The 12,872-nt window shown below is 65.2% G+C and carries 11 protein-coding genes; 1 reads left to right on the top strand and 10 read right to left on the bottom strand.

Annotated elements, in window-relative coordinates; all coding sequences use genetic code 11:
• Window positions 1-438 precede the first annotated feature (438 nt).
• A complete protein-coding gene (gene rpsU, locus QW881_RS10065) occupies window positions 439-762 on the top strand; it encodes a 30S ribosomal protein S21 (protein WP_315756921.1) in 324 nt (107 codons plus the stop codon).
• 55 nt (window positions 763-817) lie between these two features.
• Here rpsU and QW881_RS10070 read toward each other — a convergent pair whose 3' ends face one another.
• The 10 genes from QW881_RS10070 to cobT all read right to left on the bottom strand — a co-directional run bounded on the left by QW881_RS10070 (window position 818) and on the right by cobT (window position 12,819).
• A complete protein-coding gene (locus QW881_RS10070) occupies window positions 818-1,006 on the bottom strand; it encodes a hypothetical protein (protein WP_315735157.1) in 189 nt (62 codons plus the stop codon).
• A 250-nt stretch (window positions 1,007-1,256) separates the two neighbouring features.
• Window positions 1,257-2,867 carry an ABC transporter ATP-binding protein gene (locus QW881_RS10075; RefSeq protein WP_315756920.1) on the bottom strand — a complete coding sequence of 537 codons (1,611 nt, stop codon included), beginning with the start codon at window positions 2,865-2,867 and terminating at the stop codon, window positions 1,257-1,259.
• Window positions 2,868-2,871: 4 nt separating this feature from the next.
• Entirely contained in the window at window positions 2,872-3,711 is an 840-nt protein-coding gene (locus QW881_RS10080) for an ABC transporter permease (RefSeq protein ID WP_315756919.1), read from the bottom strand.
• Window positions 3,708-4,679 (bottom strand): ABC transporter permease, encoded by a 972-nt coding sequence (locus QW881_RS10085; RefSeq protein WP_315756918.1) that lies wholly within the window; start codon window positions 4,677-4,679, stop codon window positions 3,708-3,710. Before QW881_RS10085 ends, QW881_RS10080 begins: the two co-directional genes overlap by 4 nt.
• Window positions 4,680-4,760: 81 nt before the next feature.
• A complete protein-coding gene (locus QW881_RS10090; protein WP_315756917.1) occupies window positions 4,761-6,308 on the bottom strand; it encodes an ABC transporter substrate-binding protein in 1,548 nt (515 codons plus the stop codon).
• 323 nt (window positions 6,309-6,631) lie between these two features.
• Window positions 6,632-7,057, bottom strand: coding sequence for a hypothetical protein (locus QW881_RS10095; protein WP_315735167.1), 426 nt, complete (start codon window positions 7,055-7,057; stop codon window positions 6,632-6,634).
• A 183-nt stretch (window positions 7,058-7,240) separates the two neighbouring features.
• On the bottom strand, window positions 7,241-8,341 hold the full coding sequence (locus QW881_RS10100; protein ID WP_315735169.1) for an LLM class flavin-dependent oxidoreductase: 1,101 nt from the start codon (window positions 8,339-8,341) through the stop codon (window positions 7,241-7,243).
• 217 nt (window positions 8,342-8,558) lie between these two features.
• A complete protein-coding gene (locus tag QW881_RS10105; RefSeq protein WP_315756916.1) occupies window positions 8,559-9,671 on the bottom strand; it encodes an NADH:flavin oxidoreductase/NADH oxidase in 1,113 nt (370 codons plus the stop codon).
• Window positions 9,672-9,774: 103 nt separating this feature from the next.
• Window positions 9,775-10,851 (bottom strand): esterase-like activity of phytase family protein, encoded by a 1,077-nt coding sequence (locus QW881_RS10110; protein WP_315756948.1) that lies wholly within the window; start codon window positions 10,849-10,851, stop codon window positions 9,775-9,777.
• A gap of 66 nt (window positions 10,852-10,917) precedes the next feature.
• The gene (cobT, locus tag QW881_RS10115; RefSeq protein ID WP_315735175.1) at window positions 10,918-12,819 is read right to left on the bottom strand and encodes a cobaltochelatase subunit CobT; all 1,902 of its coding nucleotides are present in this window, start codon (window positions 12,817-12,819) and stop codon (window positions 10,918-10,920) included.
• Window positions 12,820-12,872 lie beyond the last annotated feature (53 nt).

The following is a 12,872-nucleotide window of genomic DNA, read 5'->3' on the forward strand; positions in this document are numbered from 1 at the left end:
ATCGCGCGACCATCACGCGATCCTCATTCAACTGAGCAATGACTTTTGGAAATAGCCCACGGGCACATTCAGAAAGGCACAGCGGCTAATCGAACTACCTCAAAGTAGAGATTTTCTGGGGGATTACAAGGCCGCGCGGCAAATATAGTTTGCCGAGGGCTGGGAACGTGAGTCGGCTCACGCTGGCAATATCAGCAAATTGCCCTTATCTTCACTGGACCATCGGTAACGGCCTGGCCATCGATGGCTGAGAGACGCTCGTGCTCCCGCCTTCCGACGAAGGGGATCATCGTGTCTCGCACGTATCGTGGCTCATCACATTGTGAGCAACACGTTTCATTGACGCCGCTCTGCTGAGCGCGCCGCTCGCCCGCCGCAGCGCCGATCGGCTTCGCCAACCCAATTTCATCGATAGAGATGAAGACAAGGAGGACACTTTTGCAGGTTCTTGTTCGTGACAACGACGTCGAGAAGGCGTTGCGCATCCTGAAGCGGAAGATGCAGCGCGAAGGCGTATTCCGCGAGATGAAGCGCCGCAGATCCTACGAGAAGCCATCGGAACGCAAGACGCGCGAGAAATCCGATGCGATCAGGCGCCAACGCAAAGTCGCGCGCAAGCTGGCCATCCGCGAAGGCTTGCTGCCTGCGCCCGTCAAGAAGGTACCTGCGTCGCGGCCGGGCGTGCTGCCCTCCACGACCTCGACGCGCCCCGATCGTGATCGGCCGCGGGATCCACTCACCTCTGCAACACCGCGCAGCTGAGCGAACGACGGCATGTCCGCCGAAAACGACGGACCCGACGGGAAGAGGCTGGCGTTCACGCCAGCTTTTTCGGTTGTTTACCGGCGTTGTCGGCCGCTTCGCGCGCCAGGCGCTCAGCCTTCAGTCGCTCGCGGTTCTGATCGAACGCGGTCTGAGCCTTTTCATAGTCGCTCCTCGGCGGCTCGGCCGGCTTGAAGGCCTTGTGAGCCTCGCGCACGGCAGCCGTTGGCTTGCGCTCCGACATGATGAGAGTCCTCGTTGGGATGGTGAACGCCGCTGCGACATCCTGTCGAGACTGGCATAGCATGGGCACGGTTCAATGACGGCCTCGGGTAGACGGAGCCCGCTGTCTTGGCGCGGACCGGCTTGGACGACCACCCTGCGGCCTCATCGGGGGCCCTTCCTATTATAATCCAAATACGCCGAAGATGTTGCAAGGAATTGAACCCGACCCGGTGCCCCATCGTTCCGACCGGCCGACGGCTTACGCACAATCACGCCATCCCGTGCTTGCGGCCGGGCACGGCAGCGAGCAGCTCGCGCGTATAGGCGTGTTCGGGATTGGCGAACAGCGCCGCGGTCGGCTTCAGCTCGACGATCTCGCCCTTCTGCATGACGGCGATCCGATCGCAGATCTGCGCGGCCACCCGCAGGTCATGCGTGATGAACAGCATCGACAGACCAAGGCGCGCCTTCAAATCTTCCAGGAGCCGCAACACCTGCGCCTGGACGGACACGTCGAGCGCCGACACCGCTTCATCCGCGACGATGATCTCCGGATCGAGCGCGAGCGCGCGCGCAATGCCGATGCGCTGACGCTGGCCGCCGGAGAATTCATGCGGGTAGCGGCCGATGGCGCCGGCGTCGAGCCCGACCATGCCGAGCAGTTCCTGCGCGCGTTTCAGCGCTGCGTCGAGCGCGGTGCCGCGGGCGACCATGCCGTCGGCGATGATGCGGCCGACCTTGCGGCGCGGGTTGAGCGAGGCGAACGGATCCTGGAAGATCATCTGGATGCGATGACGCTGCGCGCGCAATGCGCGGCCGTCCAGCGCCGTGAGATCGACATCGCCGATCCGCACCGTGCCGCGATCGGCCTCGATCAGCCGCATCACCAGACGCGCAACGGATGACTTCCCCGAGCCGGACTCGCCGACGAGTCCGAGCGTCTCGCCCTGGTGGATTGCGAAATTGACCGCATGCGCCGCGCGCGTCTCGCGCTTCGGACGGAACCAGCCGGTCGGCGTCACATATGTCTTGTCGAGGCCGATCACCTCCACCGCCCGAGGCGCATCCTCGCGTGATTGCCGTGGCGGCGGATCGAACGACGGCACGGCGGCGAGCAGCGCCTTGGTGTAGTCATGCTGCGGATGGCCGAGCACGGCGGCGGCCGTGCCCTCCTCCACCACCCTGCCATGACGCAGCACCACGACCTGGTCGGCGATATCGGCGACGACGCCGAAATCATGGGTGATGAACATCACCGCCATGTTGTGGCTGGCCTGCAGGTTGCGGATCAGCTTGAGGATCTGCGCCTGGGTCGTGACGTCGAGCGCGGTGGTCGGCTCGTCCGCGACGAGCACGGCCGGCTCGAGCGCGAGTGCCATCGCGATCATCGCCCGCTGGCGCTGGCCGCCGGAGAGCTGATGCGGATAGGCGCGGATGATGCGCTCGGGATCAGGCAGCCCGACCTCGCGCGCCAGCGCCAGCGCCTTGGCGCGGCGCTCCCGGGGGCTCAGCAGATCATGCGCTTCGAACACCTCCATCAGTTGCTCGCCGATCCGCATCAGCGGATTGAGCGCGGTCATCGGCTCCTGGAACACCATGGCGATGCGGCGGCCGCGCAGATCGCGCCAGCCTTCGGCGTCGACGGCAAGCAGGTCGCGTCCCTCGAAGCGGATCTCGCCGCTTTCGACTCTGACAGTATCCGGCAGCAGGCCGAGCAGCGCATGCGCGCACATCGACTTGCCCGAGCCGGATTCGCCGACCACGCAGACGATTTTGCCGGCGGTGAGATCGAACGAGACGCCGTCGACCGCATGGGCGCGCTCTGCGCCCGTCGGCAAGGCAATGCGGAGGTTCCTGATGGCAACGACGGGTTCGGCCATCTTCTCACCTGCCCTCGCGCGACAGGCGCGGGTTGAGCGCATCGTTCAGCCCCTCGCCGATCAGATTGAGGCCGAGCACCGACAGCAGGATCGCGACGCCAGGAAACACCGTGATCCACCACGCCTGACGAATGACGGTGCGACCGGCGCCGACCATGTAGCCCCAGGAGATCAGGTTGGGATCGCCGAGGCCGAGGAACGACAGCGAGGATTCCAGGAGGATCGCGGTCGCGACCATCAGCGAGGCCAGCACGATCACCGGCGACAGCGCGTTGGGCAGAATCTCGCGCCAGATGATCCAGGCATTGCTCTGGCCGGTGACGACGGCGGCCTGGACATATTCGCGGGTCCGCAAGGACAGCACCTCGCCACGCACCAGCCGCGCCACCGGCGGCCAGCTGACGAGGCCGATGGCGGCGACAATCGAATAGATCGACGGCTGCAGGATCGCGACCAGCACGATGGCGAGCGCGAAGCTCGGGATGGTCTGGAAGAACTCGGTGAAGCGCATCAGCGCATCATCGACGCGGCCGCCGAAATAGCCGGCGATGGCGCCGAGCGGCACGCCGACGATTAGCGCAACGAGTGTCGAGACGAGACCGACCAGCAACGAGACGCGGGCGCCGAAGATCAGGCCGGCGAGCACGTCGCGTCCGAGCGCATCGGTGCCGAGCGGGACCTTCGACAGCGTGAACGGCGGGACGAACGGCCGCTGCACCATGCGCCACGGCGAGTTGGGAAAGCACAACGGCCCGGCCACCGCGATCACGATCGCCAGAGCGAGAATGATCAGCCCGATGATGCCGCTCGGGCTGCGCAGCATGGTGCGCCAGAACTGCCTCATGAGGCGTACTCGATGCGCGGATCGACCAGTCGGTAGACGAGATCGGTGACGAGATTGAAGATCAGCACCATGGCCGAGGAGACCACGAACACGCCAAGCAGCAGGTTGTAGTCGCGCTGGATCAGCGCGTCGTACATCAGCCGTCCGATGCCCGGCCAGGCGAAGACCGTCTCGGTCAGCACCGCGCCGCCAACCAGGGTGCCGGCGTGAACGCCGGCGAGGGTCACCACCGGCAGCAGCGCGTTGCGCAGCACGTGGCGGCGCAGGATGACGCCATCGCGCAGGCCCTTGGCGCGCGCGGTCTTGACGAAGTCGAGCCGCTTGACTTCGAGCATCGAAGCGCGGGTCATGCGGGTGTAGGTCGCCATGAAGAACAGGCCGAGCGTGGCAGCCGGCATGGCGAGATGTGCGGCGACGTCGAGCGCATGGCGGACTCCCGTATAGCCGGCACCGACCGTTTCATAGCCGAAGCTCGGCAACCAATCGACCCAGACCGAGAACAGCAGGATCGCGATCAGGGCGATCCAGAACAGCGGCGTCGCGTAGAAGATCAGCGCGAGCACAGTAATTGCAGTATCGAGGATCGTGCCGGCGAAGCGCGCGGCGAGCGCGCCGAACAGGATGCCGAGACCGAGCGAGATCGCGAACGCGGTGAGCGTCAGCAGCAGGGTCGCCGGCAGCCGCTCGGCGATCAGCCTGGCGACCGGCGCCTGCTGGCGGAACGAGAAGCCGAGGTCGAGGCTGGCGATGCCCTTGACGTAGATGAGGAGCTGTTCCGGCAGCGGACGGTCGAGGCCGAATTTTTCGCGCAGCTGCGCCACGAAGAGCTGGTCGGAGGCGCCGGCTTCGCCGGCCATCACCACGGCCGGATCGCCCGGCGCCAGCCGGATCAGGAAGAAATTCAGCACGATGATGGCGAGAAGGACGATGACGCCCTTCACGACGCGCTGGGCGATGAAGGAGAGCATGAAAGCCCCGTGGAAGTCAGCTCGACGGAACAGCGAAACACCGGAGCGCGGGGATCATCGCCCGCGCCCCGGAACGCTCCGCTATTTGTCGAGCCAGGCATCGCGAAAGCCGTCGTTGACGCCGATGCCGGTGGTGATGAGGTTCTTCACCTTGCACTTGGTGATGGTCGGGAACTGCAGCTCGAGCAGCCAGGCCACGGGCACGTCCTCAGCCAGGATCGTCTGCACCTTGTCATAGGCCTCCTTGCGCTTGGCGTCGGTCGGCGCCGTGGCGCCCTCCGCGAACAGCTTGTCGACCTCCGGGTTGGAGTAGCCCTCGACGTTATTGAACAGCTGGCCCTTGGCGATCGCCGAGGTGATGTAGTTGCGGGAGACGCCGAGCGCGGGATCGCCGTACTGATAGAGATAGGTGAAGGCGATGTCGTAGTCCCACTCCATGATCTTCTGGTTGCCGCCCGGGACGTCGGTCGCGATCGTCTCGATGTTCATGCCGACATCCTGCAGGTTCTGCTTCACCGCCTCGCCCCAGCGCTGCCAGGTCTCGCCATAGGCCAGCGGCAGCATGCGGATCTTCTCGCCCTTGTAGCCGGCCTCCTTGAGCAGCGCCTTCGCCTTGGCCGGGTCATATGGATATTTCGGCACGTCGTCGCTGTAGAACTTGATGGTCGACGCCGACGGGCCGGTGGCCACCTTGCCGAGGCCGTTCCAGATCACGTCCTTGGCGAAGTCGCGGTCGATGGCGTACATGATCGCCTGACGCACCTTCTTGTTGGCCAGGATCGAATGGCGGTTGTTGAGCCACATCCAGGCCAGCGGCGAGAAGAACTCCCAGCCGGCGCCGGTGACGCAGGCGCCGGGCAGCTTGGAGACGCGCGGCACGTCGAAATTCTCGATCGAGCCGCCCGGCAGCACGTCCACCTTGCCGGTCTCGAAGGCGACCGCGCGCGCGGCAGCGTCGGGAATGATCTGCCAGTAGACCTCGTCGAGATAAGGCTTGCCCTTCTCATGGTAGTTCGGATTTTTCACCATCCGGATGAAGGAGCCCTTCTGCCATTCCTTGAACATGAAGGGGCCGGTGCCGACAGGCGCGTTGTTGTTCGGATTGGTCTTGTAGTCGGTGCCCTCATACAGGTGCTTCGGCACCATCGGCATCGAGCCGACCTCGAAGATGCCGATGAAGGGACCGAACGGCTCCTTCAGCGTGAACACCACCGTGAGATCATCCGGCGCCTCGACTTTCTCGACCATCACGAGGTTGTTGCGGGCGCGCGCATGGGTCTGCTTCAGCATCTCGATCGAGAACAGCACGTCGGCCGAGGTGAACGGCTTGCCGTCGTGCCAGGTCACGCCCTTCTTGAGCTTGAAGGTGTAGACCTTGGCGTCCGGGCTGAGGGTCCAGCTCTCGGCGAGGCCGGGCAGCGGTTCGAGCTTGGGGCTGTAGCGCAGCAGGCCTTCGAAGATGTTGCCGGACACCATCTGCGTCGGGCCGTTCTGGACCATCGCGAGCATCAGGCCGGGCGGCTCGGGCTGGATCACCGCATTGACCACACCGCCGACCTTCGGCTCCTCCGCTTGCGCCGCGGACAGTCCGCAGCCAATGACTACACCCAGCAGCACCCGTTTCAACATGATGAACTTCCCAAATGTCATTGCCGGCCGCGATGCATCAAGCGCGCCAACGTGCGCGATATCGCCATGCGGCTTCTGATGTGATGCCTGCTCTGGGCGCATGGACTGTTGGATCGTCCGCGCGCAGCGCCGTAGAACGGGCTCCAATACGACCGCGGGCAACGCTTTGGAAACGTCGCCAGGACCTGTGTCAGTCGCGCAATGCGCCCCCGGACGACGCGGCTCACAGGTCGAGCCCCTTGATGCAAAGGCTCACACGATCGCAATCGCGGCCGCAAGATGAAACTCGCGACAGCGTTAGCCCAAAAATTGAACAGGGAAAATCAGCGCCGCAGACGCGCGATCGCGCCGGAAACGATCTGCATGATCACGCCGATGATCCAGCCGACCATGATCAGCGACGTCCAGACGATGTGCGGATCTTCGCGCAGGATGATGATGGCGACGGCGAAGAACGCCGTCAGGGTCGCAAGAAAGGTCCCGACGGCGCTCAGGAATTCGGCTGTATCAATCTTCGTCTCCGCAGGTGAGTCCTCGTCATGCGGATGAAAAGGGAGTTGCGGCGTGTCGATGCCGAGATAGAAGCCCAGTGCCCCAGATAGCATCATCACGATCAGGAAGCCCTGCGTGGTCAGCAACGGAACGCTGGAGCCGACATGCGCCCCGACGAAGACGCCGCAGGCGGCCCCCGCCAGAGCCAAACCCGAGCGTTCGAGGATATGGGCAAACTTCCTGACGCGAAACCGCATGACCTGCCCCCAAATGTCAGACCCGCCACGCGCATGCAGCGGATTCGACGCCTGGATCCGTCCTAACGGCAAGACCGTCACCCAAACGTCAAATCTGAAGCTGCACTCGCGCGAAAATTTTAGCTACATTTCTTTTGACGCCAGCACTGCCCGAAAGGGAGGGCGAATGCTGGCGCCAATATACTAGGCGGCCCTGGTCAGGTCGGCATTGAGGTGGCTCAACCTCGGCATGACCTCCTGCTTCAAGAGGCGCAGCGAGTTGTGCCAGGCTTCCGGCCTGTGCTTGTAGTCGAAGCCGAACACGCACAGCGTGCCGAAGCCGCCGACCTCATGCCAGATCTTCTCGATCTTCTCGGTCACTGTGGCCGGCGAGCCGACGATCCAGTTGCGCTTGGCGCAATAATCCACCGTCACGTCGGAATCGGGCACATCGGGTGAGTGCTTCAGATAGTCCTTGAAGCCGAAATGACCGAGCAGGGGCAGGAAGTATTCGCCCATCATCCGTCCCATCATGTCGCCGGAGGACAAGCGCCAGGCTTCCTCGTCCGTATCGGCGACGAATACCTCGCGCACCAGCCGCCAATCGCTGCGGCTGGGCTTGCGACCGGACTTGGCGGCGCCGGCCTCGACCGAGTCCCAGTGCGACGACACATAGGCGGGGTTGAGGTTGAGGCTCATCGGGATGAAGCCGCGCTCGCCGGCAAGCTTCAGCGTGTCGGAGTTCTTCGACAGGCCGGCGACGCCGATCGGCGGATGCGGCGTCTGGATCGGCTTGATGTGCGGCTTGAGGAAGTCGAACATCACATCGGGCTTGGTCACCGTCCAGTACTTGCCCTTGTACGTCCATGGCGCGTCCTCGGACCACATCTTCAGGATGATCTCCAGCGCCTCGCGCGTCATCTCGCGGTTCTGGCCGCTCATGCCGTCGACGTTGAACATCGCCCAGTCGCTCGGCAGGCCGGATGCGGCAATGCCGAAATTGAGGCGGCCGTCGGAGAGGTGATCGAGCATCGCGACGCGATTGGCGAGCTCGGCCGGGTGATGATAGGGCAGCAGGAAGCCGCCGGGCCCGAGCCGGATGTTCTTGGTTTCGCGGAAGGCCTGCGCCAGAATCAGGTCGGGCGCCGGATGCGGCTCCCAGGGCGCGGTGTGGTGCTCGCCGATCCAGGCTTCCTGATAGCCGAGCTCGTCGAGCCACCGCAGGACCTGCAGGTCCCACTCCTGCCCCTCCTTCAATCCGCACTCCGGCGGATGCGAGGGCATCGTGAAATATCCGATTTCCATGGCGCTTTCCTCTCGCGTTTATATTGCGGCGCATCTTTGCGATGCGCTCATCGTCACGCGAGACGAAACACGACCAGACGAGTCGGCATCGCCGCACGTGGTCTGCGAAGTCTAGCACTTCATCCGACAGCGACAATCGTCAGCCGTGTCGCGGGCGGAATGATGACCGCAGAATTTTGCAACGCTGATGCGCAACATTGCGGTCATCAATTGCACGTCAGCGTGCGCCGAACGTCGTCCTGCCGAACAGCTCCTTCTGCGTCGACGGCTGCGAGCGCCAATATTGCGGAGGTGCGGCGACTTGTCCGCCGAGCTCCGCTGCGGCATGCCAGCCCCAGCGCGGGTCATAGAGCATGCCGCGGGCCAGTGCGACCATGTCGGCCTTGCCCGAGGCCACGATCTCCTCGGCTTGCTGCGCCTGCGTGATGAGACCGACCGCAATGGTGGGAAGCGCCGTCGCCTGTTTCACGGCCGCGGCGAACGGCACCTGATAGCCGGGTCCGAGCGTGATCTTCTGCAACGGCGACACGCCGCCCGAGGAGACGTCGATCCAATCGGCGCCGCGGCGCTTCAGCTCTTGCGCAAACGTGATGGTCTGATCGAGATCCCAGCCGCCGTCGACCCAATCGGTCGCCGAGACGCGCACGCCGACCGGTCTGTCCGCCGGAAATACCGCACGCACCGCATCGAATACGTCGAGCGGAAACCGCATGCGGTTTTCGAGCGAGCCGCCATAGGCGTCGCTGCGCTGGTTGGCGATCGGCGACAGAAACTGATGCAGCAGATAGCCATGCGCGCCGTGGAGCTCGATCGCGTCGATGCCGAGGCGCGCGGCTCGTTGGGCTGCGGAAACGAACGCATCGCACACCCGCTTCAGTCCGGCTGCATCGAGCTCCTGCGGCGCGAGTTCGCCATCCTTGTGCGGCAGGGCCGAGGGCGCGACCGTCTGCCATCCGCCGTCCGCAAGCGGAATCTGCTGTCCGCCATCCCACGGCTTGTGGCTGGAGCCCTTGCGTCCGGCATGAGCGAGCTGCATCGCGACCGCAGCCTTCGCATGTTTGCGAACCGAGGTCAGGATGGGCTTCAGCGCAGCTTCCGTCGCATCGTCCCACAGCCCGAGGCAGCCGGGGGTGATGCGCCCGATCGGCTCGACATGCGTCGCCTCGATGCAGAACATCGCCGCACCCGACAGCGCCAGCGTGTTGATGTGGGTGAAGTGCCAGTCATTGGCCGCGCCATTCTCGGCCGAGTACTGGCACATCGGCGACACCATGATGCGGTTGGCGAGTTCGAGACTGCGCAGCTTGATCGGAGTGAACAGGGCGCTCATGCTGAGTTCCAGGCTGTAACGGTGGACACGATGATCTGATGGCGGCAAGTGTCGATCATGGACGAGGCGCGGTCAACGCGAGGCGCCGCAGCGGCGCCGCGGCTCACTCCACCAGCGTGAACTGCAGCAGCAGCGTGCGCTGGATCATCGAGAAATTGTCGTCGGACACCAGCGTCAGCACGGTCTCGCCCTCCGGCGTGACATGCGCATCGATGCCCTCGAGATTGTCGATCTCCTGCCCGAGATCGGCGGAGAAGATCGCCGGACCATCGACCAGCGCGCCCGGCGCGATCTGCGCAAGCATCAGCCGGCGGATTCGAATGCCGACCCCGTTGAACAGCGAGAACTTGCGTTCGAGCATCAGCAGATCGCCCGACGGCAGCAGCACGGCATCGCTGACGTCGAACTCGTTGCTGCGGACGATGCTGAACTGTCCCGCCGCGGGTCCGCCGATCAGGAAGGCGAGCAGATTGCCGTTCGGGTCCAGACCGCGCTCGGAGAGCGCGATCAGGGCGCCGGCGAGCGGCAGGCCCTTCGGCACGACTACCAACGCTTCCAGTCCTTTGTTGTGGGGCAGCCGCTTGGCGGCCGGCGGCAGCGGCACGATCTCGCCGCGCGAGCCGGTTCCGCCCTTGGCGAAATCGTAGCGCAGGAGCTGGTTGACGCGCTCGAGGCCGACATAGACGATGTCGCCATCGCGAGCGAGCGACTCGGAATCATACCAGCCGCGATCGGTGATGGGCCGTCCGTCCGGACCGAGCAGCGGCGCCGCTTCGACATCGGCGAGCCCCGCGATTTCGCGGCCGGAATAGGCAATGCGGCCGGTGAACCAGCCGCCCTTGTCGCTGACCGCGAGGAAGCGTTCACCCTTGGCATCGAGCCGGATGCCGGACAGGCCGCCGAAGCCGGGATAGGACGAGGTCAGCGCCACGCCGCTGCGATACTGCAGCATCCCGAAGCGCAGATGGGTCCTATCGCGGAGGTCGAACGCAGGCAGCGGCCGCGCATTGACCTCGATCTTCACCGGCGACGTGACGGAGTGCTCGTCGGAAGCTGCGCGTCTGCGGACAGACGTCGGCGCGAGTTGCGCACGAGCCGTCGTGGACCATGCGAATGCCGACACTCCGCCGATGGTCAGCGCGAGAAAGCGCCTGCGGTCGGCAATCGCCTGCAGCGACATCGTCAGCGGAGCCCCCTCCCCCACCTCCTCCCAGACGGAGGAGGGACGCAGCCGGCCGACGGCCGCTTACGAATGCAGCCTGCGCTTTTGCCCCGGCGCAGGCTGCGGCGCAGCGTGGGTCTCCGTAAACAATTCGGCAAGCTTCTCGGTGATGGCGCCACCGAGCTCCTCGGCGTCGACGATGGTCACCGCGCGACGGTAGTAGCGCGTGACGTCGTGGCCGATGCCGATCGCGATCAGCTCGACCGGCGAGCGAGTCTCGATCTCCTCGATGATGTGGCGCAGATGCCGCTCCAGATAGTTGCCCGGATTGACCGACAGCGTGGAGTCATCGACCGGCGCACCGTCCGAGATCATCATCAGGATCTTGCGCTGCTCGGTACGCCCGAGCAGGCGCTTGTGCGCCCAGTCGAGCGCCTCGCCGTCGATGTTCTCCTTCAGCAGCCCCTCGCGCATCATCAGGCCGAGATTCTTGCGCGCCCGCCGCCACGGCGCATCGGCCGACTTGTAGATGATGTGGCGGAGATCGTTGAGGCGGCCAGGATTGGCCGGCTTGCCGGCGGCGAGCCACGCCTCGCGCGACTGCCCGCCCTTCCAGGCCCGCGTCGTGAAGCCGAGGATCTCGACCTTGACGCCGCAGCGCTCGAGCGTGCGGGCGAGAATGTCGGCGCAGGTCGCGGCCACCGTGATCGGGCGTCCGCGCATCGAGCCGGAATTGTCGAGCAGCAGCGTGACGACCGTATCGCGGAAGGTCGCCTCCTTCTCGCGCATGAACGACAGCGGCTGATAGGGATCGATGACCACGCGCGACAGCCGCGCCGGATCGAGGACGCCTTCCTCGAGATCGAACTCCCAGGCGCGGTTCTGCTGCGCCATCAGCCGGCGCTGCAGCCGGTTGGCGAGCCGCGCCACGATGCCTTGCAGGTGCGCAAGCTGCTTGTCGAGATAGGAGCGCAGGCGCTCCAGCTCGTCGTGGTCGCACAGGTCCTCCGCCGCGATGATCTCATCGAACTTCGGCGCGAAGGCGTGATATTCGGGGCCGCGCGGCTCGTTCGCACCGCCTCGGTTCGGACGCGTCGCCTCACCCGGCGTCTCGTCGTCGCCGAGTTCGCCGTCATCGAGCGTGTCGGACGCCGAGGCCTGGGCCGCCTCCATGGCGCTCTCCGACATCTCGTCCGACGTCGTCTGCGCCTGGTCTGCGCTCATCTCCTGCGCTGCGTCGGATTCGGGCGAGCCCTCGGCGCCTGACTGCTCATTGTCGCCGTCGCGGTTGTCGTCGTTGTCCTCGTCCTCTTCCGAATCGGCGTTGCGCTCATCGCCGAGATCGAGCGCCGACAAGAGATCGTGGACGAGGTCGCCGAACTTGGCCTGATCCTCGGTGAAGCGGCCGAGCTCATCGAGACGCTGGCCGATCCTGTCCTCCAGGAACGGACGCCAGAGATCGACCACCTTGCGCGCCGCATTCGGCGGCGCCATGCCGGTGAGGCGCTCGCGCACCATCATGGCCAGCGCATCCGACAGCGGCGCGTCGGCGCGGTCGGTGATCTCGTCATATTTGCCGCGATGGAAGTGATCATCGAGCATCGCCGTGAGATTCCTGGCGACGCCGGCCATGCGTTTTGCACCGATCGCCTCGACGCGGGCCTGCTCGACCGCCTCGAACACGCCGCGCGCCTGCGGATTGCCCGGGATCAGCTTGCGATGGATTTTCGGATCATGACAGGCGAGCTTCAGCGCGATCGAGTCGGCATGGCCGCGCACCACGGCGGCGTCGCGCTTGGTCATCTTGCGCGCCGGCTCCGGCAGCCGGGCCTTGCCCGGCGCAAGGCCGGGACGCTCGGCCGCGAAGGAGACTTCGAGCTCGGGCGCCCTGGCGATCGCGCGCAGGCACCCCGTCACCGACCTCTTGAAAGGTTCGGTCGGTGCTTCCTTGACGCCAGGACGGGGCTTGTTGCTCGGTGTGGTCATCTGATTCCTGCGGCTATCGTCCCGGCGAACGCCAGGCCCGATAACCACCGGCG

It is taken from the genome of Bradyrhizobium sp. SZCCHNS3016, from assembly GCF_032484535.1.
Lineage (GTDB): Bacteria > Pseudomonadota > Alphaproteobacteria > Rhizobiales > Xanthobacteraceae > Bradyrhizobium.

Coding starts and splice junctions, on each gene's coding strand:
- QW881_RS10070 (WP_315735157.1), bottom strand. CDS start 1,006: ATGTCGGAGCGCAAGCCAACGGCTGCCGTGCGCGAGGCTCACAAGGCC.
- QW881_RS10075 (WP_315756920.1), bottom strand. CDS start 2,867: ATGGCCGAACCCGTCGTTGCCATCAGGAACCTCCGCATTGCCTTGCCG.
- QW881_RS10080 (WP_315756919.1), bottom strand. CDS start 3,711: ATGAGGCAGTTCTGGCGCACCATGCTGCGCAGCCCGAGCGGCATCATC.
- QW881_RS10085 (WP_315756918.1), bottom strand. CDS start 4,679: ATGCTCTCCTTCATCGCCCAGCGCGTCGTGAAGGGCGTCATCGTCCTT.
- QW881_RS10090 (WP_315756917.1), bottom strand. CDS start 6,308: ATGTTGAAACGGGTGCTGCTGGGTGTAGTCATTGGCTGCGGACTGTCC.
- QW881_RS10095 (WP_315735167.1), bottom strand. CDS start 7,057: ATGCGGTTTCGCGTCAGGAAGTTTGCCCATATCCTCGAACGCTCGGGT.
- QW881_RS10100 (WP_315735169.1), bottom strand. CDS start 8,341: ATGGAAATCGGATATTTCACGATGCCCTCGCATCCGCCGGAGTGCGGA.
- QW881_RS10105 (WP_315756916.1), bottom strand. CDS start 9,671: ATGAGCGCCCTGTTCACTCCGATCAAGCTGCGCAGTCTCGAACTCGCC.
- QW881_RS10110 (WP_315756948.1), bottom strand. CDS start 10,851: ATGTCGCTGCAGGCGATTGCCGACCGCAGGCGCTTTCTCGCGCTGACC.
- cobT (WP_315735175.1), bottom strand. CDS start 12,819: ATGACCACACCGAGCAACAAGCCCCGTCCTGGCGTCAAGGAAGCACCG.